This window comes from Citrobacter telavivensis, assembly GCA_009363175.1.
GTDB lineage: Bacteria > Pseudomonadota > Gammaproteobacteria > Enterobacterales > Enterobacteriaceae > Citrobacter_A > Citrobacter_A telavivensis.
Genome location: CP045205.1, coordinates 978,242 through 1,003,120, shown reverse-complemented (window position 1 = coordinate 1,003,120; position 24,879 = coordinate 978,242). Strand labels below are relative to the sequence as shown.

19 protein-coding genes and 1 pseudogene are annotated in these 24,879 nt (G+C 52.1%); 13 read left to right on the top strand and 7 right to left on the bottom strand.

The features are described 5' to 3' along the window. Positions 1 to 16: 16 nt before the first annotated feature. Positions 17 to 714, bottom strand: a pseudogene (locus tag GBC03_06970) (IS1 family transposase). Positions 715 to 764: 50 nt separating this feature from the next. Beyond that, the gene (locus GBC03_06965; GenBank protein ID QFS69963.1) at positions 765 to 1,271 is read right to left on the bottom strand and encodes a molybdopterin-dependent oxidoreductase; all 507 of its coding nucleotides are present in this window, start codon (positions 1,269 to 1,271) and stop codon (positions 765 to 767) included. A gap of 483 nt (positions 1,272 to 1,754) precedes the next feature. Here GBC03_06965 and GBC03_06960 point away from each other — a divergent pair, with 483 nt between their 5' ends. The 6 genes from GBC03_06960 to GBC03_06935 all read left to right on the top strand — a co-directional run bounded on the left by GBC03_06960 (position 1,755) and on the right by GBC03_06935 (position 9,648). Continuing rightward, complete coding sequence (locus GBC03_06960) at positions 1,755 to 2,705, top strand: nickel transporter (GenBank protein QFS69962.1); 951 nt, start codon at positions 1,755 to 1,757, stop codon at positions 2,703 to 2,705. Positions 2,706 to 2,824: 119 nt separating this feature from the next. Further along, the gene (gene dcuS, locus GBC03_06955; GenBank protein ID QFS69961.1) at positions 2,825 to 4,456 is read left to right on the top strand and encodes a two-component system sensor histidine kinase DcuS; all 1,632 of its coding nucleotides are present in this window, start codon (positions 2,825 to 2,827) and stop codon (positions 4,454 to 4,456) included. Then, positions 4,453 to 5,172 carry a two-component system response regulator DcuR gene (gene dcuR / locus GBC03_06950; protein QFS69960.1) on the top strand — a complete coding sequence of 240 codons (720 nt, stop codon included), beginning with the start codon at positions 4,453 to 4,455 and terminating at the stop codon, positions 5,170 to 5,172. The genes dcuS and dcuR overlap by 4 nt, the downstream gene beginning before the upstream one ends. Before the next feature lie 636 nt (positions 5,173 to 5,808). Beyond that, positions 5,809 to 7,149, top strand: coding sequence for an anaerobic C4-dicarboxylate transporter (locus GBC03_06945; protein ID QFS69959.1), 1,341 nt, complete (start codon positions 5,809 to 5,811; stop codon positions 7,147 to 7,149). Between the two features lie 76 nt (positions 7,150 to 7,225). After that, positions 7,226 to 8,872, top strand: coding sequence for a class I fumarate hydratase (locus GBC03_06940; protein ID QFS69958.1), 1,647 nt, complete (start codon positions 7,226 to 7,228; stop codon positions 8,870 to 8,872). A gap of 146 nt (positions 8,873 to 9,018) precedes the next feature. Then, positions 9,019 to 9,648, top strand: a complete 630-nt coding sequence (locus GBC03_06935; protein QFS69957.1) for a DUF2238 domain-containing protein — start codon at positions 9,019 to 9,021, stop codon at positions 9,646 to 9,648. A 26-nt stretch (positions 9,649 to 9,674) separates the two neighbouring features. Here the strand turns inward: GBC03_06935 and GBC03_06930 are convergent, their stop codons facing one another. The 3 genes from GBC03_06930 to melA all read right to left on the bottom strand — a co-directional run bounded on the left by GBC03_06930 (position 9,675) and on the right by melA (position 12,802). After that, complete coding sequence (locus tag GBC03_06930; protein ID QFS69956.1) at positions 9,675 to 9,929, bottom strand: hypothetical protein; 255 nt, start codon at positions 9,927 to 9,929, stop codon at positions 9,675 to 9,677. A 2-nt stretch (positions 9,930 to 9,931) separates the two neighbouring features. Then, positions 9,932 to 11,362 (bottom strand): melibiose:sodium transporter MelB, encoded by a 1,431-nt coding sequence (gene melB, locus GBC03_06925; GenBank protein ID QFS69955.1) that lies wholly within the window; start codon positions 11,360 to 11,362, stop codon positions 9,932 to 9,934. Between the two features lie 84 nt (positions 11,363 to 11,446). Next, positions 11,447 to 12,802 (bottom strand): alpha-galactosidase, encoded by a 1,356-nt coding sequence (melA, locus tag GBC03_06920; protein QFS69954.1) that lies wholly within the window; start codon positions 12,800 to 12,802, stop codon positions 11,447 to 11,449. A gap of 268 nt (positions 12,803 to 13,070) precedes the next feature. On the opposite strand from melA, the gene melR reads away from it, so the two are divergent. The 7 genes from melR (at position 13,071) to pmrB (ending at position 22,530) form a co-directional block, all read left to right on the top strand. After that, positions 13,071 to 14,003: a transcriptional regulator MelR gene (melR, locus tag GBC03_06915; GenBank protein QFS69953.1), complete on the top strand. Its 933-nt coding sequence runs from the start codon at positions 13,071 to 13,073 to the stop codon at positions 14,001 to 14,003. Between the two features lie 199 nt (positions 14,004 to 14,202). Further along, complete coding sequence (gene adiA / locus GBC03_06910) at positions 14,203 to 16,470, top strand: arginine decarboxylase (protein QFS73936.1); 2,268 nt, start codon at positions 14,203 to 14,205, stop codon at positions 16,468 to 16,470. A gap of 335 nt (positions 16,471 to 16,805) precedes the next feature. After that, positions 16,806 to 17,567 (top strand): AraC family transcriptional regulator, encoded by a 762-nt coding sequence (locus tag GBC03_06905; protein ID QFS69952.1) that lies wholly within the window; start codon positions 16,806 to 16,808, stop codon positions 17,565 to 17,567. Between the two features lie 128 nt (positions 17,568 to 17,695). Continuing rightward, on the top strand, positions 17,696 to 19,033 hold the full coding sequence (gene adiC, locus GBC03_06900) for an arginine/agmatine antiporter (protein ID QFS69951.1): 1,338 nt from the start codon (positions 17,696 to 17,698) through the stop codon (positions 19,031 to 19,033). Positions 19,034 to 19,132: 99 nt separating this feature from the next. After that, positions 19,133 to 20,776: a phosphoethanolamine transferase EptA gene (gene eptA, locus GBC03_06895; GenBank protein QFS69950.1), complete on the top strand. Its 1,644-nt coding sequence runs from the start codon at positions 19,133 to 19,135 to the stop codon at positions 20,774 to 20,776. Next, positions 20,773 to 21,447: a two-component system response regulator BasR gene (basR, locus tag GBC03_06890; protein ID QFS69949.1), complete on the top strand. Its 675-nt coding sequence runs from the start codon at positions 20,773 to 20,775 to the stop codon at positions 21,445 to 21,447. The genes eptA and basR overlap by 4 nt, the downstream gene beginning before the upstream one ends. Continuing rightward, the gene (gene pmrB, locus GBC03_06885; GenBank protein ID QFS69948.1) at positions 21,448 to 22,530 is read left to right on the top strand and encodes a two-component system sensor histidine kinase PmrB; all 1,083 of its coding nucleotides are present in this window, start codon (positions 21,448 to 21,450) and stop codon (positions 22,528 to 22,530) included. On the opposite strand, the gene pmrR is transcribed toward pmrB, so the two are convergent. Both pmrR and proP read right to left on the bottom strand, forming a co-directional pair. Further along, the gene (gene pmrR, locus GBC03_06880; GenBank protein QFS69947.1) at positions 22,527 to 22,616 is read right to left on the bottom strand and encodes an LpxT activity modulator PmrR; all 90 of its coding nucleotides are present in this window, start codon (positions 22,614 to 22,616) and stop codon (positions 22,527 to 22,529) included. The two genes, pmrB and pmrR, sit on opposite strands and share 4 nt — an antisense overlap. Positions 22,617 to 22,678: 62 nt before the next feature. After that, positions 22,679 to 24,181 carry a glycine betaine/L-proline transporter ProP gene (gene proP, locus GBC03_06875; protein QFS69946.1) on the bottom strand — a complete coding sequence of 501 codons (1,503 nt, stop codon included), beginning with the start codon at positions 24,179 to 24,181 and terminating at the stop codon, positions 22,679 to 22,681. Between the last annotated feature and the right edge of the window lie 698 nt (positions 24,182 to 24,879).

Genomic DNA, 24,879 nt, shown 5'->3' with positions numbered 1-24,879 from the left:
AGGTAATGACTCCAACTTATTGATAGTGTTTTATGTTCAGATAATGCCCGATGACTTTGTCATGCAGCTCCACCGATTTTGAGAACGACAGCGACTTCCGTCCCAGCCGTGCCAGGTGCTGCCTCAGATTCAGGTTATGCCGCTCAATTCGCTGCGTATATCGCTTGCTGATTACGTGCAGCTTTCCCTTCAGGCGGGATTCATACAGCGGCCAGCCATCCGTCATCCATATCACCACGTCAAAGGGTGACAGCAGGCTCATAAGACGCCCCAGCGTCGCCATCGTGCGTTCACCGAATACGTGCGCAACAACCGTCTTCCGGAGCCTGTCATACGCGTAAAACAGCCAGCGCTGGCGCGATTTAGCCCCGACGTATCCCCACTGTTCGTCCATTTCCGCGCAGACGATGACGTCACTGCCCGGCTGTATGCGCGAGGTTACCGACTGCGGCCTGAGTTTTTTAAATGGCGGAAAATCGTGTTGAGGCCAACGCCCATAATGCGGGCGGTTGCCCGGCATCCAACGCCATTCATGGCCATATCAATGATTTTCTGGTGCGTACCGGGTTGAGAAGCGGTGTAAGTGAACTGCAGTTGCCATGTTTTACGGCAGTGAGAGCAGAGATAGCGCTGATGTCCGGCAGTGCTTTTGCCGTTACGCACCACCCCGTCAGTAGCTGAACAGGAGGGACAGCTGATAGAAACAGAAGCCACTGGAGCACCTCAAAAACACCATCATACACTAAATCAGTAAGTTGGCAGCATCACCGATAATTATAATAAATGGCCTCACGGCCATATTTTTCCGTCACGCGTTTCAATTCTGCTGCGATAAATGCGGTCGCTTCATCCCAGGAAATACGTTTGAATTTCCCTTCACCGCGTTTACCTACGCGTTTCATCGGATATTTAATTCGGTCCGGACTATATACCCGCCAGCGACTGGAACGTCCGCGCAAACATGGACGAATCTGGTGCTCGCCAAATACCGCGTCGTCTTTTGCGTCTTCTGGTTCAATACGCACAATACGGTCGTCTTTAACGATCACTTTCAGCGGGCAACGGCTGCCGCAGTTGACCAGACAGGCGCTGTGGCGAACGGTTTCACCATTACCACCCTGCGTCGGCGCAGCGATCGTTTCGGCCTGCGCGGTAACAGAGAAAGGCAACGTAATCGCGTTACTGAGCGCAACCGCGGCACCTATTTTGGCGGTTCCTGTCACCGCATCCCGTCGGGACAGTGTTGTGTTTAGCCATTTTTTTATTTCCATCTTTATTTCTCACATTTCATCCATAGTTATTATTAATAAGTCATCATAAAGGGCTAAACACGGCTGATGGTTGATTATGATCAAACGAACTTTTATGGGAAAATAAAGTGGAAAAACCATGACCGTCTTATCATTTTTCATCTGATAAAAAGCAGTGATTTAACTGAAAGTGACATTTCTCGATACAAACAAGAAATAAAAATAGAACAACAACGGCATAGTCGTTATGTATTTAAATATATTACGAATCAATATCCCGTCAGGCAAGTGAAATAAAATTCTTATTTTCGCGGCGTGCGCAAAAAGATTATTCCTGGACGAAAGTGATACTCCTGGCAGCCGGTGTCATATAAACTTTTCATGATAATTTATAGATAATATAATTATTTGTTATGTAAAAAAAGGGGGAAGTCTGCTCAGTGAGCTGGGTTCTCCCCTTAATCAGGCTATACTGTTTCATCATACCCATAGCCAGACCGAATCATGATCGCATCCGGACGCCATCCCTCTCTGCGCCTGTCGCTGGCAGGACTCCTGACTCTGACACTGTTCGGGGTCGGCTATACCCTGCATCTGCACTGGGGGGCATTCATTCAATGGTGTCTGGCGACGCAAATCACGCTGCACCGTTATCTGGTGATGTACCTGCTGCAGTTGAATAATCATCAGTACAGCGGCGGTTTCTGGTTACTGACGGGGGCCTTTCTGTACGGCGTGCTGCATGCCATCGGGCCGGGACATGGGAAGTTCATCGTGACGACTTATCTGAGTACCAATAAGGAAAGCCTGCTGGCTGCACGGGTTGTGCCTTTTGTTGGCAGCCTGATGCAAGGCGTCAGCGCGATTCTGTTTGTGTTTATCCTCGCGATTGGCTTTAACCTGGCATCCGGTGATTTGAGCACCAGCCGGTGGTACGTTGAGAAAATTAGCGCGGTGCTGATCGCCGGGTTTGGCGCGTTTATGATCTATCATGCTTTAAAATCCCTGCGTCCCATCACCTTCACCCGGTTTACTCCCCTGCATATCCATGACGAGAAGTGCGGCTGCGGGCATCACGGCGTCGGGAAGACGCTGGAGGACGGCAACTGGAAAACCCGACTGGGGGTGATTCTCGCCATCGGCGCCCGGCCGTGCAGTGGGGCGATCATGATCCTGTTATTTTCCAACGCGCTCGGCATCGTCACCTGGGGCATTGCGGCGGTGATGACCATGTCCTTTGGCACCGCGCTGTCAATCATGGGACTGTCTCTGGCGGTACGCTATGCCCGCAATCAGACGCTCTCATGGTTCGGCACTGGACATCCGGCCCTGAAATGGCTGGCGCCTGCAGCCAGAATTGTCGGTGGCGTGGTGCTGATTCTTTTTGCCACGATCCTGTTCTTAACGGTGATCCCGATTAGCGCCAATGGCGATTTTATTGCCGCAGGTTGCTAACGGTAAGCGCAATAATTGTCCGATAATTGCGTACCTGCTCCGGTGAATTTCCCTGCCACCTTGGAATTACGTGTCCCAATAGGGATAATAACCACACGAACAGTGAACCCGGGACCACAATGAGACACTCTCTGCCTTGCCGCACGCTACGTACACGGCCGATGAAACTCGGTACGACGGTAATATTGATGGTCAGCGCCGTGTTGTTTTCTGTACTACTGGTCGTCCACCTGTTCTACTTCTCACAAATCAGCCACATGACGCGTGATGCGTTAGCAAATAAGGCGCTGGCCGTTGCCCGAACGCTGGCAGACTCGCCGGAGATCCGCAGGGGGTTGATGAAAAAACCGGAGGATAGCGGGATTCAGGCAATTGCCGAAGCGGTGCGCAAGCGTAACGATATGCTGTTTATTGTCGTCACCGACATGAAAAGCCTGCGTTATTCCCACCCGGAAGCCCAGCGCATCGGACAGCCGTTTAAAGGCGACGATATTTTGCGGGCGTTAGATGGCAAAGAGAATATTGCCATCAACCGGGGCTTTCTCGCCCAGGCGCTGCGCGTTTTCACCCCCATTTATGACGACAATCACCGCCAGATTGGGGTGGTGGCGATCGGTCTGGAACTGAGCCGGGTCACCGAACAGATTAACAACAGTCGTGGCAGTATTATCTGGTCCGTACTTTTTGGCGTGCTGGTGGGTCTGCTGGGCACCTGGGTGCTGGTGAAAGTGCTCAAGCGCATCCTGTTTGGTCTGGAGCCATATGAGATTTCCACCCTGTTTGAACAGCGCCAGGCGATGCTACAGTCGATCAAGGAAGGGGTGATCGCCGTTGACGACAAAGGCGAAGTGACGTTGATTAACGATGCCGCCCAGGAATTGCTGAACTATCGCAAGTCACAGGACGATCCCCAGTTTTCCACGCTCAGCCACGCCTGGTCGCAGGTGGTGGATCTCAGCGAAGTTTTGCGCGACGGTACGCCGCACCGCGATGAAGAGATCAACATCAAAGACCGGTTGCTGCTCATTAATACCGTCCCGGTTCGTAGCGACGGCAAGATTATTGGCGCGATCTCCACCTTCAGGGACAAAACGGAAGTTCGCAAGTTGATGCAGCGCCTCGATGGCATGGTGAACTATGCCGACTCACTCCGTGAACGATCCCACGAATTCATGAATAAATTACATGTGATTCTGGGATTGTTACATCTGAAGAGTTATAAGCAACTTGAAGACTATATTATCAGGACGGCTAACAACTATCAGGAAGAGATCGGCTCACTGCTAGGCAAAATTAGATCGCCGGTCATTGCGGGCTTTTTACTCAGTAAGATTAATCGCACATCCGATTCAGGGCACAAACTGGTGATTAGCCATGACAGCCAATTACCGGACAGCGGCAATGAAGATCAAATTGCGGTATTGATCACCGCGCTCGGAAATTTGATTGAAAACGCGATCGACGCGTTAGCACAGCAGTCAGGAGGTGAAATCAACGTCTCCTTATACTATCGCAATGGCTGGTTGCATTGTGAAGTGAGTGACGATGGTCCCGGCATCGAACCGCACCGTGTTGACGCTATCTTTGAGAAAGGCGTCTCGTCTAAAGGAACTGAACGCGGCGTCGGTTTAGCGCTTGTTAAACAACAAGTTGAAAGTCTTGGCGGCAATATTTTTGTGGAATCCGAACCTGGCGTTTTCACACAATTTTTTGTACAAATACCCTGGGATGGGCAGAGGGCCAGCACATGATCAATGTCTTTATTATCGATGACGACGCAATGGTAGCGGAGTTAAACCGCCGCTATGTCGCACAGATCCCCGGTTTTCAGTGCTGCGGAACCGCCTCAACGCTGGAGAAAGCCAAAGAAGTTATTTTTCATAGCGACGTTCAGATAGACCTGATTTTGCTGGATATTTACATGCAGAAAGAGAATGGGCTGGATCTGCTTCCCCTTCTGCATGCCGCCGGCTGCAAAATTGATGTCATTGTCATCTCGTCTGCCGCCGATGCCATAACGATTAAGGACTCGCTGCACTACGGCGTCGTTGATTACTTAATCAAGCCGTTTCAGGCCTCACGTTTTGAAGAAGCCCTCACCAGCTGGCTGCAAAAGAAAAGGGACATGGACAAGCACCAGTATTATGAGCAGTCAGAGCTGGACCAACTGATTCACGGCAGTGCGTCCAATGAGCAGGACACTCGCCGCCTGCCGAAAGGGCTAACGCCGCAAACGCTGCGTACGCTGTGTCAGTGGATTGATGCGCATCAGGATTATGAGTTTTCAACCGATGAGCTGGCGAATGCGGTGAATATCTCCCGCGTCTCCTGCCGCAAATACCTCATTTGGTTGGTTAACTGCCATATTCTGGTCACCAGCATTCATTATGGCGTCACGGGCAGACCGGTTTACCGCTACCGTATTCAGGCAGAACATTATTCTTTACTTAAGCAATATTGTCAGTAGAAGAAGAATCTTAACCTTGCGTTATTTCGTTATATATTGGTAACAATTATTACAATAATGAAAAAATAAAAAGGTTAAGGTTACTATCTGAAAATTCAGAAATTGTGCCAGATCAAATATAATTGCATCATTTCACATTTATCAATGCTTTATTATTATCCGACATAGCATTGTTTTTAATTTCAAAAACGCTAACAAAAGTTAATAAAGTATTATCCACCTCATAGAGTGTGTATTTTTAATCACAAAGGAGTAGTCTGGAAATAACCAGACGGATTAACAAAAACGATAAACGGTAGCAACGGAGCTCATGCTACATCTTAGGGATAAGCACACTCTGTGAGCAGATGACATGTTCATATTTTTCATAAAGATACAAAAAAAGATCCCGAAACTGCTTCTGCTCTCCTTTTTCAACACTGCCCATCGCCAGAGAGTCTTGCTTTCTGAAAACAGCCTGAAAAAACGATAAGAGTTTCCATGTTCCTTATGAAAAACTTTTATTCAATGTTTAGAAACTAATCACACTTTCAGACGAAACGAATATTAGCCAGGCTCTGCGCCCACTACACAAAAAACAGAACATGGCTGTGATCCATTTATCAAAATTGACTGGTTTATCGCGAGGGTAAATAAATGCTATTTAGTATACAACTTCTCATAATATTAATATGTTTGTTTTATGGTGCCAGAAAGGGCGGTATCGCGCTGGGTTTGTTAGGCGGTATCGGCCTGGTCATTCTGGTCTTCGTTTTCCACCTCCAGCCGGGTAAACCACCGGTTGACGTTATGCTGGTGATCATCGCGGTGGTCGCGGCCTCAGCAACCCTACAGGCCTCCGGGGGTCTGGATGTCATGTTGCAGATCGCAGAGAAACTGCTGCGCCGCAACCCAAAATATGTCTCTATCGTTGCGCCGTTCGTGACCTGTACCCTGACTATCCTCTGCGGTACCGGCCACGTGGTCTACACGATCCTGCCAATCATTTACGACGTTGCGATTAAAAACAACATTCGCCCGGAACGTCCAATGGCCGCCAGCTCCATCGGCGCGCAAATGGGGATTATCGCAAGTCCAGTATCAGTCGCAGTGGTTTCTCTGGTTGCGATGCTGGGTAATGTGACGTTTGAAGGTAAACACCTGGAATTCCTCGACCTGCTGGCAATCACCATCCCGTCCACGCTGTTGGGTATCCTGGCAATCGGTATTTTCAGCTGGTTCCGCGGTAAAGATCTGGATAAAGACGAAGACTTCCAGAAATTCATCTCCGTACCGGAAAACCATCACTACGTGTATGGTGACACCGCAACGCTGCTGGACAAAAAGCTGCCGAAAAGCAACTGGCTGGCGATGTGGATCTTCCTGGGCTCTATCGCGATTGTAGCCATTCTGGGTGCTTTCTCCGAGCTGCGTCCTTCCTTTGGCGGCAAAGCGTTGTCAATGGTGCTGGTTATCCAGATGTTCATGCTGTTGACCGGCGCGCTGATTATTATCCTGACCAAAACCAATCCCGCTTCAATCTCTAAAAACGAAGTCTTCCGTTCAGGTATGATCGCGATTGTGGCGGTGTACGGTATCGCCTGGATGGCAGAGACCATGTTCGGTGCCCATATGGATGAGATCCAGGGCGTGCTGGGCGAGATGGTGAAAGAGTATCCGTGGGCCTATGCAATTGTTCTGCTGCTGGTGTCCAAATTTGTTAACTCCCAGGCTGCGGCGCTGGCGGCTATCGTTCCAGTCGCTCTGGCGATCGGCGTTGACCCGGCGTACATCGTGGCATCTGCCCCGGCGTGCTACGGCTACTACATTCTGCCGACCTATCCAAGCGATCTGGCTGCGATTCAGTTTGACCGTTCCGGTACCACCCGCATTGGTCGTTTCGTCATCAACCACAGCTTTATTCTGCCGGGTTTGATTGGCGTGAGCGTCTCCTGCGTCTTTGGCTGGATCTTTGCTGCCATGTACGGATTCCTGTAAAGGTCTCCCGCGTGCCGCCCTTCACCGGGCGGCGCGTCACTTATGATATTAAAAGAAATCAATAGGCTGGAAGCACATGTCAAATAAAGAGTTCTTCTATCAGGCACCTTTCCCGATGGGGAAAGATGAAACAGAGTACTACCTGCTCACTTCCGATTATGTCAGCGTAAGTGAGTTTGAAGGCGAGTCCATACTGAAGGTTGAGCCGCAAGCCCTGACGCTACTGGCGCAACAAGCCTTCCACGATGCCTCCTTCATGCTCCGCCCCGAACATCAGCAACAAGTTGCCGCCATTCTCCACGACCCCGAAGCCAGCGAAAACGATAAATACGTCGCGCTGCAATTCCTGAGAAACTCCGAAATCGCCGCTAAAGGCATTCTGCCGACCTGTCAGGATACCGGTACGGCCATTATCATGGGGAAAAAAGGCCAGCGTGTCTGGACCGGGGGTGGTGACGAAGCCGCGTTGTCAAAAGGGGTGTACAACACCTATATCGAAGACAACCTGCGCTATTCACAGAACGCCGCGCTGGATATGTACAAAGAGGTGAACACCGGTACCAACCTGCCGGCACAGATCGACCTCTACACCGTTGATGGCGATGAATATAAGTTCCTCTGCGTGGCGAAAGGCGGCGGTTCTGCCAACAAAACCTATCTGTATCAGGAAACTAAAGCGCTGCTCACCCCGGGCAAGCTGAAAAATTTCCTCGTTGAGAAGATGCGTACCCTCGGCACCGCAGCCTGCCCGCCGTACCATATCGCCTTTGTGATTGGCGGTACGTCCGCAGAAAGCACGCTGAAAACCGTGAAGCTCGCCAGCACGCACTACTACGATGCGCTGCCGGTCACCGGTAACGAGCACGGTCAGGCGTTCCGCGACACACAACTGGAACAGGAACTGCTGGAAGAGGCGCAAAAACTCGGTCTCGGCGCGCAGTTTGGCGGCAAATATTTCGCCCACGATATCCGCGTGATCCGCCTGCCGCGTCACGGTGCCTCCTGTCCGGTCGGTATGGGCGTCTCCTGCTCGGCAGACCGTAACATCAAGGCAAAAATCAACCGCGAAGGGATCTGGATCGAAAAACTGGAGCACAACCCAGGCCAGTACATCCCGCAAGCCCTGCGCCAGGCCGGCGAAGGCGAAGTGGTAAAAGTTGACCTCAACCGCCCGATGAAAGCGATCCTGGCTCAGCTTTCGCAGTACCCGGTTTCAACCCGCCTGTCGCTGACCGGAACCATTATCGTGGGTCGCGATATTGCGCATGCGAAGCTGAAAGAGCGTATCGAATCTGGCGAAGGGTTGCCGCAGTACATTAAAGATCACCCCATCTACTACGCGGGTCCGGCGAAAACACCGGCGGGCTATCCGTCAGGTTCATTAGGGCCGACCACCGCAGGCCGCATGGATTCCTATGTTGATCTGCTGCAATCACACGGCGGCAGCATGATCATGCTGGCGAAAGGCAACCGCAGTCAGCAGGTGACCGATGCCTGCCAGAAACACGGCGGCTTCTATCTGGGCAGCATTGGCGGCCCGGCAGCGGTCCTGGCGCAGCAGAGTATCAAGCATCTGGAATGCATTGAGTATCCGGAACTGGGTATGGAGGCTATCTGGAAAATTGAAGTGGAAGATTTCCCGGCGTTCATCCTGGTGGATGACAAAGGCAACGATTTCTTCCAGCAGATAGTCAGCAAGCAGTGCGCTAACTGCGCGAAATAACCTCTTCGGCCCGGCACCGGACGGTTCTCAACGTTTGAGGGCAGTCCGGTGATCCCCCCGGGCCACTTATTATCCTCCCATAGCAGACGTTGAATTTTTATCGGCATCGGTGAATAGTCGTCTTTTCCCTTACTGAGAGAATCTCGATGATCCGCACACTGAATCCCGGCCTGCTCACTGTTGCTGCCCTGATACTGACGCTTATCCTCATCTACACCGGCGTCTCGGCGGGTGAGAAAATCACCTGGCTGATGGAAGTGACGCCGGTGATTATTGTGGTACCGCTGCTGCTGGCAACCGCAACGCGCTACCCGCTTACCCCGCTGCTTTATACGCTGATTTTCTTCCACGCCATCATCCTGATGGTCGGCGGAATGTACACCTACGCCAAAGTGCCCATCGGTTTTGAGGTACAGGATTGGCTGGGCTTAAGCCGCAATCCGTACGACAAACTGGGGCATTTCTTCCAGGGGCTGGTGCCGGCACTGGTGGCGCGCGAAATTCTGCTTCGTGGAAAGATTGTTCGCGGAAACAAGATGCTGGCATTTCTGGTTTGCTGCGTGGCGCTGGCGATCAGCGCCACTTACGAGCTGATTGAATGGTGGGCGGCACTGGCGATGGGACAAGGCGCGGATGATTTTCTTGGTACCCAGGGCGACCCGTGGGATACCCAGTCAGACATGTTCTGCGCGCTGTTGGGCGCGTTAACCTCGGTGATGCTGCTGGCGCGCATTCATTGCCGACAGTTGAAGCGCTATCGGTTAATTGCCGGATAAGCCACAACGCCCTCCGGCAATTTGCACTATCCCCTGCGGTATTTGATCACCAGAATCGGCAAGGCGAACACCAGCGTCAGGAAGTTCGCCATGCTGACCGCCGTGTCCTCAATGAGCAATCCGTAAATCAACCACATCACTAACCCGCAGACAAACATGACGTACATCAGTCCGGAAATCCCCTGCGTATTACGGGTGGTGATGACTTTTATCGCCTGCGGCAGAAAAGAGAGCGTGGTCAGGCTTGCCGCCAGATAGCCTATCAACGAAATCCATTCCATGATTACGCCTTCACATCGCCAGTCGCGCTAACCGGTATCGGGCGTGTTTCCGGATGCAAAGTGGACTGCGGCACTTTACGATACTTATCCAGCAAATGAATCTGGATCTTACGCAATGTATCGCCGTTCAGACGGTAGTAGCGGAAGTAAAGGATCAGCGTCACGATGAAAAACAGCGTCGGTAATGCAATCATGATGAACTGCATGCCCAGGATAGTTTCAGCAGACTGAACCGCATTGGGGATATAGCCAATGATCCCCAGCACCACGGCGATAAAGAAAGCCGAAAACGCGGAGCCGCCCTTTACCACCATCGTTTGCACAGCATAGGCAATGCTCTCGCAGCGCACGTTAAACTTATACTCACCGTAATCGACGGTGTCTGCCACCATGATCACCTGTAGTACCCAGAACAGCGCGGTGCCTATGTTCAGAAAGACTCCGGCCAGGCAGATAAGAAACACATTGTGGTATCCAGCCAGCGCCATAATTAACAATACCCCGCCGCTGAGAACCGGCATCACCGACGCGCCCGCCCATAAACTCCGCCGGGATAGCGCCTTCGCCAGACGAGGAAAGAGGATCAGCGTCAATAAATTCGCCGCGCCGGCATAGGACAGGTAATACGGGAAAAGGTCAGCATCGCCAATCACATAGGTGAAATAATAAATCGCGAAACCGGTAATAATATTGGCGGCCACATTGTAAGCCAGCGCCATTCCCAGCAGACAGGAGAGTTGATCGTTTTTGTAGATCAACGCGAGGATCGACTTCAGCGACAGCCGGGTACTGTCAGCGGTAGCCTCGCTGTCAGACGAATACACTTCATGCACATTACGCAATGTCACGATAGTGGAGGCAATAAAGAACGCGATCAGCACCAGCGTGAACATCTGGAAACCGAACCCACGATCCTCCCCCCCAACATAACTCACAAACGGCAACGTCACCCCGGCGGTAACAAATCCCGCCAGACTGGCAAAGAAGCGCGGAAACGGTACCAGCTGCTCACGCTCACGTTTATCAAGCGTAATGGTCGGCACCAGCGACCAGAACGGAATATCCATGATGGTATACGTCATGCCCCACAGAATGTAGGTCACGCAGACAAAGACCACCTGTGCCGTGCCTTCAAACAGGTGGGCGCTAAACAGCAGAAACAGTACCAGCGAATTCGCCAGTGTTCCGAGCAGGATCCACGGTTTAAATTTTCCCCACCGCGACCGGGTGGCGTTCACAATCCAGCCCATTACCGGATCGTTGAACGCATTCCAGATCTTTGCCACCAGAAACAACGAACCCACGACACCCACCGATAACCCCACCACATCGGTGTAGTAATACATCAGGTACATATAGACGATGCCGATGGCGAAATCCTTACCAAACGCACCGAATCCGTAACTTAATTTTGTTGTCAGAGAGATGCTCATAGGGTACCGGGTCGCTGTTACCAGCGCCCGCCTTCTGTTATTAGAGAGGGTAAACGCCGGGTCTGAGCCCGGCGACGTTGACAATCAACGGTGTAACCAGGCGGGAAGCCAATCGCCGTGGGCGGCGATCAGGTCATCCACCAGCGCATAGATTTCCTCAATACCCAGTACGGCAGCGGTGTGCGGGTCCATCATGGCCGCATGGTAAACGCGATCGCGGTTTTCCGTCAGAATGGCTTCGGTCAATAGCGTCTGTACGTTGATATTGGTCTGCATCATCGCCGCCAGATGCGACGGAATCGCCCCGACTTTGGTTGGCTGAATACCATTCGCATCCACCAGACAGGCCACTTCCACGCAACTGCCCTGCGGCAGGTTGTCGATCAGCGCGTCGTTACGCACGTTGCCATAAATCACGCTCGGCTCACCCGTCCAGATGGCGTTCATAATGGTGCTGGCATATTCCCGCGACGGTTGAATATCGATACGCTCTGCGGTTTTGTACTCCTCCAGCTCTTTATGCCAGTTCGCCAGTTGCTCCACACAGCGTTTCGGGTACTCATCTAGTGGAATCTTGTAACGTTCGATCAGATCATCGCGGCCTGGCTTAATAAACCACGGGGTGTATTCAGCAAAGTGTTCCGAGGATTCGGTGACGAAATACCCCAGTTTTTTGAACATCTCGTAACGCACAATATTCTGACAGCGATCGTTGCCATGAATGTTGGGTTTCGGTGCCTGCCCGGCGTCATAAGCTGCCAGCAGTTCCGGATAGAGATTCACATACGTGCCATCGGCGGTTTTACGTTCCAGTTCCAGATAAAACGCCATATGGTTAATACCGGCGCTGCGATAGCGTAATGAAGCAGGATCAATGTTCAGATCGCGCGCCAGTTCTTCCGCCGTTCCCTGCACGGAGTGGCAAAGCCCCACTTGTTTAATGTGCGGATAGCGGGCATACATCGCCCAGGTATTCATTGCCATCGGGTTGACGTAATTCAGCAGGGTGGCATCCGGACAGACTTGCGTCATATCTTCACAGATCTGCCACAGGTGCGGGATGGTACGCAGCGCGCGCATGATGCCGCCAGGGCCGAGCGTATCGGCAATGGTTTGCTCCAGACCGTGACGTTTACAGACGTCAAAATCGGTCACCGTGCAGGGCTCATAGCCGCCAATCTGAAAGGCGACAACGACAAAATCGGCATCCTGTAGTGCCGCTTTTTGTTCTGTATGACAGGTAATGTGTCCGGACGCACCGGCAGAATCCATTAGCTTACGTACAACGACGTGCGACTCTTCAAGGCGCGTCTCATCGATATCCATCAGGGCAATATGCGCCGACTTCAGCGCCTCGCGGTGAAAGACATCGCCGAGAATGTTTTTCACGAAAATCGTTGAACCGGCGCCGATAAAGGTAATTTTGGGTGCTGTCATCATGACTCTCCAGAACAGTAGTGAACAGATTCATGGTGGCACGCGATCTGAGTGAAAACCTCCGTCTTCCCCGATGAGCATTCCCGAAAACTCAGATCCTCTGCTGGTCGCACGGCGATCTGAGTTTTTGGGACAAAATAGCCAGAAAAGCAGAGTATCCGGGCGGTTATAAGGGCTACTATCAATTATAACCGTCGGTTTTGTGTCCGAATTCCCGGTTCTGTTCCCGTAAAGCTGGCATGATTCTGACAATTCAGGAAACGGAGTGTCGATGAGCACGCAACCAATCCCCTTTCTCCCACCTGACCCGCATATGTGCAATGGTGACGAAAAACAGACGCGCAGTCCGCTGTCGCTCTATTCCGAATATCAACGGATGGATATTGAGCTACGCCCGCCACATGCGATGGCCGCCAGTCACTGGCATGGTCAGGTCGAGGTGAATGTCCCCTTTGACGGGGACGTGGAGTATCTGATCAACAATGAGGTTGTACAGATAAAACAAGGGCATATCACAATGTTCTGGGCCTGTACGCCACATCAGCTTACCCGTCCCGGCAACTGCCGGCAGATGGCGATTTTCAGTTTGCCGATGCACCTGTTTCTCTCCTGGCCGCTGGACAGGGAGCTTATCAACCATGTCACACACGGCATGGTGATTAAATCCCTGGCCACTCAGCAACTCAGTACCTTTGAAGTTCTGCGCTGGCAGCAGGAGACAAACAGCCCAAATGAACAAATTCGTCAACTGGCGATCGATGAAATCGGCCTGATGCTTAAGCGCTTTAGCCTTTCCGGCTGGCAGCCGATTTTGCTCAACAAAACCTCACGCACGCATAAGAATAGCGTTTCGCGCCACGCGCAGTTTTACGTCAGCCAGATGTTGGGATTTATTGCTGATAATTACGATCAGGCACTCACCATTAATGACGTCGCGGACCATGTGAAACTCAATGCCAACTATGCGATGGGGATATTTCAACGCGTGATGCAGCTGACCCTGAAGCAATACATCACCGCCATGCGGATTAATCACGTCCGCGCCCTGCTTAGCGATACGGATAAAACCATTCTCGACGTGGCGCTGACAGCAGGCTTCCGCTCCAGTAGTCGTTTTTACAGTACCTTCAGTAAATATGTCGGCATGTCACCGCAACAATACCGTAAGTTGAGCCAGCAGCGTCGGCAGCTCATGGTCGGGTGATGCGTGATATCACTATCAGCTCAAAAAATAGTTCAGCTGTCGATAAACCGCTGCAAAAAACACCAGAAAAATCACTTTAACACATTGTTTATAAACAACTAATTTCAAAAAATCATCATTTTACCCCCTCTTTACACCTTTTTTTGTCAGGGTAATACTTGCCCGCATCACAGATTCCTCCACAACCGGGTAAAAGATGATGAAAGTATTAATTGTTGAAAGTGAATTTCTGCATCAGGACACCTGGGTCGGCAAGGCCGTGGAACGTCTGGCAGACGCCTTAAGTCGGCAAAATGTTACCGTCATTAAGTCCACGTCTTTCGACGACGGCTACGCCATCCTTTCGGCAAACGAAGCCATTGATTGCCTGATGTTCAGCTATCAAATGGAACATCCTGATGAACATCAGAACGTCAGAGAACTGATCGGTAAGCTTCATGAGCGCCAGCAAAACGTGCCGGTCTTTCTGTTAGGTGACAGAGAGAAAGCCACCGCATCGCTGGACCGCGATATGCTGGAGCTTGTCGATGAGTTCGCCTGGATCCTCGAAGACACCGCTGACTTTATCGCAGGCCGCGCCGTTGCGGCGATGACCCGTTATCGCCAACAACTATTACCGCCACTGTTCAATGCGCTGATGAAGTACAGCGATATCCACGAATACTCCTGGGCCGCGCCGGGCCACCAGGGCGGTGTGGGTTTTACCAAAACGCCTGCCGGTCGCTTCTATCATGATTATTACGGCGAAAACCTGTTCCGCAGCGACATGGGGATTGAGCGTGCATCGCTGGGCTCCCTGCTCGATCACACCGGTGCCTTTGGCGAAAGTGAAAAGTACGCCGCACGGGTATTTGGCGCAGACCGCTCCTGGTCCGTAGTGGTCGGGACCTCCGGTTCTAACCGTACCATTATGCAGGCCTGTATGACCGATAACGATGTGGTGGTACTGGACCGTAACTGCCATAAATCGATCGAACAGGGGCTGATCCTGACCGGGGCGAAACCGGTGTATATGGTGCCGAGCCGTAACCGCTACGGCATCATCGGCCCTATCTACCCACAGGAAATGCAGCCGGAAACGCTACAGCAAAAAATCAGCGAAAGTAAACTAACCAAGGATAAAGTGGGACAAAAGCCCTCTTACAGCGTCGTAACCAACTGCACTTATGACGGTGTCTGCTATAACGCGAAATCCGCACAGGCGTTACTGGCGCAAACCACCGACCGTATCCACTTCGATGAAGCCTGGTACGGGTATGCTCGCTTCAATCCGATTTACGCCGATCACTATGCGATGCGCGGCGAACCGGGCGATCACAGCGGTCCTACCGTTTTTGCCACCCACTCCACGCACAAACTGCTGAACGCGCTCTCTCAGGCCTCTTACATTCATGTGCGGGAAGGTCGCGGCGCGGTGAATTTCTCCCGCTTCAACCAGGCATACATGATGCATGCCACCACCTCGCCGCTGTATGCCATTTGCGCATCCAACGACGTCGCGGTCTCGATGATGGACGGCAACAGCGGCCTGTCGTTGACTCAGGAAGTGATCGACGAAGCCATCGACTTCCGCCAGGCCATGGCGCGTCTGTATAAAGCGTTCAGCGCCGACGGCGACTGGTTCTTCAAGCCGTGGAACAAAGAGGTGGTCACCGATCCACAGACCGGTAAAACATTCGATTTTGCTGATGCTCCGGCGAAACTGCTGGCCACTAACCAGAACTGCTGGGTGATGCGTCCAGGCGAATCCTGGCACGGCTTTAAGGACTTACCCGATAACTGGAGTATGCTCGACCCGATCAAGGTCAGTATCCTTGCACCGGGTATGGGCGACGATGGCGAACTGGAAGAGACGGGTGTGCCTGCTGCTCTGGTCACCGCCTGGCTTGGACGTCACGGTATCGTTCCGACCCGTACCACCGATTTTCAGATTATGTTTCTGTTCTCGATGGGCATCACCCGTGGGAAATGGGGGACGCTGATCAATACGCTGTGCTCCTTCAAACATCACTACGATGCCAACACCCCGCTGGCGCAGGTCATGCCGGAACTGGTGGAGGAACATCCCCAAACCTATGCCAACATGGGGATCCACGATCTGGGCGACCAGATGTTTGCCTGGCTGCGTGAGAACAACCCAGGCGCGCAACTGAACGCCGCCTATTCCGGGTTGCCGGTTGCCGAGATCACGCCGCGTGAGGCTTATAACGCCATCGTTAACGACAACATCGAAATGGTTGCCATTGAGAATTTGCCGGGACGTATCGCGGCGAACTCCGTCATCCCTTACCCGCCGGGAATTCCGATGCTGCTCTCCGGCGAGAACTTTGGTGATGAAAACAGTCCGCAGGTTGCTTATCTTCGCGCTCTGCAATCCTGGGATCATCACTTCCCAGGCTTCGAGCATGAAACCGAAGGCACTGAAATCATTGATGGTGTCTATCACGTGATGTGCGTGAAAGCGTAAGTCTATTCCGACGACTGCGTCATGAAATGGCCATCCTGACGCAGCCTGGTTTTGGCCACAAGGTGATGACGTGCGTTTCCTGAGTATTGCTGAAAAAAACTAACATTGTCATACCTTTTTGCGCGGGTGCCCCCCGCGCTTTTTTTTATCCACAATGCAGGGTTTCCACCGCGTAAAAATTTCTGTACATAGCATTTAGCTGGCGCCTATTGTAATTTTAACCAAAACCATTATTTTATTGTGGACTTCATTCGTCATACAAATCAAAATATCTGTTTTATCTCTCCCCTTTGGCGAGAACGGGTATTTTATGTTCATATTTCGGGAGTTGGGGTATGAGAATTTTCAGCAATAATCCTTGCATCATCGTGTTAACTGAAAAAGACGTCTGGCTACGTGTAAATGGTAAAGAGGCTATCAATTTAAAAGCGAATCATATGGCACTCATCGCCTGTGAAAATAACATCGTCGATATATCATCAATTAATAACGCACTGGTCGCACATATTAGCCGCGATATAATTAAAGACTACCTTCGTTTCTTAAATAAAGATCTCACGGCTATTCCACTCTGGCAACGGAGCTCCTCCCCGGTATTAACCGCCGATTGTCTGACCCCCGATGTTTTTCGGGTAGCGGCGCAACACAGCATTGCGCATACCGACAGTCCAGGTGAAGAGGAACGCACGCGCGCCCTGCTGTTCACCGTGTTATCACGTTTCCTCGACAGTAAGAAGTTCATGCCCCTGCTCATGTATATGCTGCGAAGTCGCGTCAGCGACAGCGTTTATCATATTATTGAGAGTGATATTCATAAAGCCTGGAATCTTAACCAGGTCGCCCGTTGCCTCTGTCTGAGCCCGAGTTTGCTAAAGAAGAAACTCAAAAGCGAAAATACCAGCTACAGTCAAATCATCACCACTTGCCGCATGCGCTACGCCGTTAATCAGCTCCTGATGGATGGCAAGAATATATCCCAGGTCTCCGAACTGTGTGGTTATAACAGTACATCTTACTTTATCTCTGTGTTCAAAGAGTATTATGGCATGACCCCATTGCATTATGTCAGCCAGTTTAAAGACCGTGCAGTAGCGTGATTTTTGATCGCTTTACAATGAGCCACGATAATATCAGCATTAGCGATAACCCGTACCGGACATAATTCAACCGACCCCTGAAGGCGTATTATAGAACATCATTTGTTGTTCCTTTCAGGAGTCTATTTATGTCCTCGGATGCTGATGCTCACAAAGTGGGCTTAATCCCCGTCACCTTAATGGTGTCGGGGAATATAATGGGTTCAGGGGTTTTCCTGCTGCCTGCTAACCTGGCCGCCACCGGCGGGATTGCAATCTACGGATGGTTAGTCACGATTATCGGCGCGCTGGCGCTGTCGATGGTCTACGCGAAAATGTCGTCCTTAGATCCCAGTCCCGGCGGTTCTTACGCTTACGCACGCCGCTGCTTTGGGCCGTTCCTCGGTTATCAAACCAACGTGTTGTACTGGCTGGCCTGCTGGATCGGTAACATCGCGATGGTCGTTATCGGCGTCGGTTACCTGAGCTACTTCTTCCCGATTCTGAAAGACCCGCTGGTGCTAACGCTGACCTGCGTGATGGTACTGTGGATCTTCGTTCTGCTCAATATTGTCGGTCCGAAAATGATCACCCGCGTTCAGGCCGTCGCCACCGTGCTGGCGCTGGTCCCCATCGTCGGTATCGCGGTGTTTGGCTGGTTCTGGTTTCGTGGCGAAACCTATATGGCCGCCTGGAACGTGAGCGGTATGAACACCTTTGGCGCGATTCAGAGCACCCTTAACGTCACGCTATGGTCGTTCATCGGGGTCGAAAGCGCTTCGGTCGCGGCAGGGGTGGTCAAAAACCCGAAACGCAACGTGCCGATTGCCACCATTGGCGGCGTGTTGATTGCTGCCGTGTGCTACGTGCTCTCCACGACCGCCATCATGGGGATGATCCCCAACGCCGCGCTGCGCGTCTCCGCATCACCGTTCGGTGACGCAGCACGCATGGCGCTGGGCAATACCGCCGGCGCGATTGTCTCCTTCTGCGCGGCAGCAGGTTGTTTAGGCTCACTGGGTGGCTGGACGCTGCTGGCCGGACAGACCGCAAAAGCCGCCGCCGATGACGGTCTTTTCCCGCCCATTTTTGCCCGCGTGAATAAGGCCGGTACACCGGTTGCCGGGCTGATTATCGTCGGTATTCTGATGACGGTCTTCCAGTTCAGCAGCATGTCGCCCAACGCCGCGAAAGAGTTTGGTCTCGTCTCCTCTGTGTCCGTCATCTTTACGCTGGTGCCGTATCTGTACACCTGCGCTGCGCTGCTTTTGCTCGGCCACGGACACTTCGGCAAAGCGCGTCCGCTCTATCTGCTGGTGACCTTTGTCGCCTTTATCTACTGCATCTGGGCGGTGGTCGGTTCTGGCGCGAAAGAGGTGATGTGGTCGTTTGTGACCCTGATGATCATCACCGCGCTGTACGCCCTGAACTACAACCGGATCCACAAAAACCCCTTCCCGCTGGATGCGCCGGTTAACCGGAACTAACCCCGTCATTTTCCCCCATTAAGCCAACCTTAAGTTCTTAAGGTTGGCTTAACTTTACTCTGCGAGGATCGGCGCTACTTAGTCTACGGAAGCTCCACCATGTTAAAGCGCATTATCAAAAGACCCATTCTCAGCCTGTTGGCCTGGTTACTACTGGTTTCATTCTATTTGTCTGTTTGTCTGAACATCGCATTCTACAAGCAGGTTGTGCAGGCCCTGCCGCTGGATTCCCTGCGTAACGTACTGGTCTTCTTATCAATGCCGGTGGTGGCGTTCAGCGTCATCAATATTGTCCTGACGCTGGCCTCTTTCCTGTGGCTAAACCGCCTGCTGGCCTGCCTGTTTATTCTGATGGCCGCGTCGGCGCAGTACTTCATCATGACCTACGGCATCATCATCGACCGCTCGATGATTGCCAATATGGTGGATACCACGCCTGCCGAAACGTTCGCCCTGATGACGCCACGAATGGTTCTCACACTCGGTCTTAGCGGCATTCTGGCGGCGTTCGTCGCCTGCTGGATCAAAATCAAACCGACCACGCCGGCCCTGCGCAGCGTGCTGTATCGCGCCGCCAACGTGCTGGTGTCGGTATTATTGATTGTTCTGGTGGCGGCCTTTTTCTATAAAGATTACGCCTCGCTGTTTCGCAACAATAAGGAACTGGTCAAAGCCCTCAGCCCGTCAAACGGCATTGTCGCCAGTTCGTCCTGGTACTCCCATCAACGCCTCGCGCACCTGCCGCTGGTACGTATCGGTGAAGATGCACATCGCAATCCGCAGATGCAGCAAGAGAAGCGTAAAAATCTGACCATCCTGATCGTCGGTGAAACCTCACGTGGCGAAAACTTCTCGCTTGGCGGTTACTCACGTGAAACCAACCCATTGTTAGCAAAAGATAATGTGGTCTACTTCCCGCGCACCACGTCGTGTGGTACCGCCACGGCGGTGTCTGTGCCATGCATGTTCTCCAACATGCCGCGCAAGCACTACGACGAAGAACTGGCGCAGCATCAGGAAGGCATGCTCGATATTATCCAGCGCGCGGGGATTAACGTGCTGTGGAACGACAACGACGGCGGCTGTAAAGGCGCCTGCGATCGCGTACCGCATCAGAATATGACGGCGCTAAACCTGAAAGGTGAATGCATCGACGGCGAATGCTATGACGAGGTGCTGTTCCACGGTCTGGAGGAGTACATCAACAGCCTGAAGAGCGACGGGGTGATCGTGCTGCATACCATCGGTAGCCACGGCCCCACCTATTACAACCGTTACCCGCCGCAGTTCAGGAAATTTACCCCGACCTGCGATACCAATGAAATCCAGACCTGTTCACAGGAACAATTAGTGAACACGTACGATAATACCGTGCTGTATGTCGACTATATTGTTGATAAAACAATTAATCTCCTGAAAGCGCATCAGGACAAATTTACCACCAGCCTGGTTTATCTTTCCGACCACGGCGAGTCGCTGGGCGAAAACGGCGTCTATCTGCACGGCCTGCCGTATGCCATTGCGCCAGATGCGCAGAAGCATGTGCCGATGCTGCTGTGGCTGTCAGAGGATTATCAGCAGCGCTACCAGGTTGATGCAAACTGCCTGCAAAAACAGGCGCACGATCGGGACTACTCGCAGGACAATCTTTTCTCGACCATGCTGGGACTGACCGGCGTACAGACCACGCAATATCAAGCCGCAGATGATATTCTGCAGCCTTGCAGGAGAACCACTGAATGAAAATATTGATTGTTGAAGACGATACGCTGCTTTTGCAGGGCTTGATTCTGGCGGCGCAAACCGAAGGGTATGCCTGCGATGGCGTGTCGACCGCCCGCGCGGCTGAGCAATGTCTGGAGACCGGTCATTACAGTCTGGTGGTGCTGGATCTCGGCCTGCCTGACGAAGATGGCCTGCATTTTCTTACCCGCATCCGGCAGAAAAAATATACCCTGCCGGTGCTGATCCTCACCGCACGCGACACGCTCGGCGATAAGATCTCCGGGCTGGACGTCGGCGCGGATGATTATCTGGTGAAGCCTTTTGCGCTGGAAGAGTTGCACGCCCGTATTCGCGCGCTGCTGCGTCGTCACAATAACCAGGGCGAGAGCGAACTGGTCGTCGGCAATCTGACGCTGAACATGGGCCGTCGGCAGGTGTGGAAAGAGGGAGAAGAGTTAATCCTCACCCCCAAAGAGTACGCGCTGCTGTCACGCCTGATGTTGAAATCGGGAAGTCCGGTGCACCGGGAAATTCTCTATAACGACATCTATAACTGGGATAACGAACCGTCGACCAACACCCTGGAAGTGCATATCCACAACCTGCGCGATAAAGTTGGAAAGTCACGTATTCGTACCGTGCGCGGTTTTGGCTACATGTTGGTGGCGACCGCGACTGAGGAAAGCTAATTGAATCTGAAGCGTTTTCTGCGCCAGCCAATGACCCTGCGTCGGCGGTTGATGATAACCATCGGCATGATTTTGCTGGTTTTCCAGCTTATCAGCACCTTCTGGCTCTGGCACGAAAGCACTGAGCAGATCCAGTTGTTTGAACAGGCGCTGCGGGATAACCGCAATAACGATCGCCACATCATGCATGAAATCCGCGAGGCGATCGCCAGTCTGATCGTCCCCAGCGTGTTTATGGTGGGGCTAACGCTGTTCATTTGCTATCAGGCCGTTCGCCGCATCACCCGTCCGCTCGCCAATCTGCAGCAAGAGTTAGAGACCCGCACGGCGGATAATCTCTCCCCCATCGAAATTCACAGTTCGACGGTCGAAATTGAAGCGGTTGTTTCCGCACTCAACCAGTTGGTGAATCGACTGACCGCAACCATCGAGAACGAACGCCTGTTTACCGCCGACGTCGCACACGAGTTGCGAACGCCGTTATCGGGTGTTCGCCTGCATCTGGAGCTATTGTCAAAGGCGCATAACGTGGATGTCGCCCCGCTGCTTGGCCGTCTGGATCAAATGATGGACAGCGTCTCGCAGCTCCTACAACTCGCCCGCGTGGGCCAGTCCTTTTCATCGGGAAATTATCAACAGGTCAGGCTGCTGGAAGATGTTGTCCTGCCGTCTTACGATGAGCTGAGCACAATGCTGGAACAGCGCGAACAAACGCTGTTGCTGCTGCCCGATCGTCAGGACGATGCCATCGTGCAGGGCGATGCGACGCTCCTGCGAATGCTGCTGCGCAATCTGGTAGAGAACGCCCATCGCTACAGTCCGGAAGGAACTACCATCACCATTACGCTAAATGTTAATGATCGGGCAACCATGGCGGTAGAAGATGAAGGACCGGGGATCGACGAGAGCAAGTGCGGCGAACTCAGCAAAGCCTTCGTACGCATGGACAGCCGTTACGGCGGAATCGGATTGGGGTTAAGCATTGTAAGCCGCATTACGCAGCTGCATCACGGGCAGTTTTTCCTGCAAAATCGCAGTGGAACAACCGGAACCCGCGCGTCGGTGATATTGAAGAAGGCTTAGTAGGTTGAGACCCAAATGTACAGGAAGCTACTGACAATCACTACGCTGAACACGGTCATTACACTTTCATAAACACGCTGTTTCATCACACTCTCCTCCAGGGTATGGAAGAGAGTGTGCCAGTCAGAGATTAAGCGAACCTTAAGGCTTACTCGTCAATCCGTGGATGCTGCTGCACCAGGCGTGTACGCTTCACCTGCAGGTCAGCAATCTCCTGATCGATATCCTCAATTTTCTGCTCGATGTTATCGTAGTGCTCGCCGAGAATTTCTTTCGCTTCCTGAATATCCGAGGCAGCAGGCGTTGCCCCTTTCAGCGGCTGGTTCGCGGTCTCTTTCATGGTGATACCCGTAATGAAACCAATCACGGCGATCACCATCAGGTAGTAGGCCGGCATCATCAGATTCTGCGAACTTTCCACCAGCCAGGCCGCCAGCGTTGGCGTCAGACCGGCAATCAGTACTGAAATGTTAAAGGCCGCCGCCAGCGCACTGTAACGAATGTGCGTCGGGAACATGGCCGGCAGCGAAGAGGCCATCACCCCGGTGAAGCAGTTGAGGATCACCGCCAACATCAGCAAACCAGCAAAAATCAGGCCGATGATATTGCTGTTAATCAGGATAAAGGCCGGAATGGCCAGCGCAAACAGCGCGATACTGCCCATGATTACGAACGGGCGACGGCCAAAGCGGTCACTCAGCAGCCCCATCACCGGCTGAACAAACAGCATCCCGATCATAATAGCGATGATAATCAGCACGCCGTGATCTTCAGAGTAATGCAGGTTATGCGACAGATAGCTCGGCATATAGGTCAGCAGCATGTAGTAGGTGACGTTAGTGGCAATCACCAGGCCAATACAGGCCAGCAGGCTGCGCCAGTGCTTAGTGGCAATCTCTTTAAAGGAGATTTTTGGCCCGTCCTGCAAACCTTCGCGATCGCCCTGTTCCAGCTTATCAACGTGCTGCTGGAACGCCGGTGTCTCTTCCAGCGCATGACGCAGATAGAGTCCGATAATCCCTAACGGCAGGGCGATAAAGAATGGAATACGCCAGCCCCATTCCAGGAAGTTCTCTTCCCCGACAACCGTCGAAATCAGCACCACCACGCCTGCACCCAGCACGAACCCGGCAATGGAGCCGAAATCCAGCCAGCTTCCCATAAAGCCGCGTTTACGGTCCGGGGAATACTCGGCCACAAAGATCGACGCGCCGGTGTACTCACCGCCGACAGAGAAGCCCTGTGCCATCTTACACAACAGCAGCAGGACAGGTGCCCAGATGCCTATCGAGGCGTAGGACGGTATCAGGCCGATACAGAAAGTACTGATCGACATAATCACAATGGTGATGGCAAGAATCTTCTGGCGACCATATTTATCGCCAAGCATACCGAAGAACAAACCGCCAAGCGGACGAATCAAAAAGGGAACAGAGAAGGTGGCAAGGGCGGCAATCATCTGCACGCTGGGGTCAGCCCCCGGGAAGAACACTTTACCTAATGCGTAAGCAACAAACCCATAAACCCCAAAATCAAACCACTCCATCGCATTACCCAGCGACGCTGCGGTAATCGCCTTGCGCAATTTACCGTCATCAATAATCGTGACATCGCGAAGGGTAATGGGTTTTACTTTTTTCCTTTTCAGCATAGCTGTCCTCGTAGACTAAGCCCTGTCTCGCTGCATACCGACGCCATTGGCGCACTAAGCGCGAACGTCACCGTCGAGCGCGGGTTGCTCAGGTGCAACCCCTGAAACAAGCGTAGCAGGTTTACTTACACGGACTGGTTAAGGCCTGTACAACCGAACCTGTTGACGCCTGATTTGGGCGGTTAATGAGCTATCTACCCTACCAGTGTTTAAAATTGTGATCAACTTCACATATATGTTTAGGTTTCGTCAACGGAGGTAAATAAGGTGATTCTGAGTCTCTTTTTTTAAAGCGCGGTGTTGTGCTTTTTTACGCTTTCAATCTCTATTTTATTGCGCTTCCTTAATAAAAAGTCACTGTCGTTATTATTATTCTGCCAGGTAATTCTCTCTCATTTTTCACAAATTCTTTACGGTAATTTTAAATATTCAGATCGCACTGGAATGTTTAGATTGATTATGTGACAAAGATAACTAAAACACTGTTTCGTTTTGATTGAATCAGCATTCCGATGAATGCAAGATAATAGCCGATGTAATACCACCGGGAAGCGAAAGACGCCGATCCCAGGCGCAATCGCTACGTACAACATAAAGAGAATGCAGGTTCTCCTTGCTTTCTGTTTAGATATAACAATCTGAATTTTAATATTTTTTGCCACCTTACCCGTTTGTTCCGCGGGCAAGAAGTGAGGACA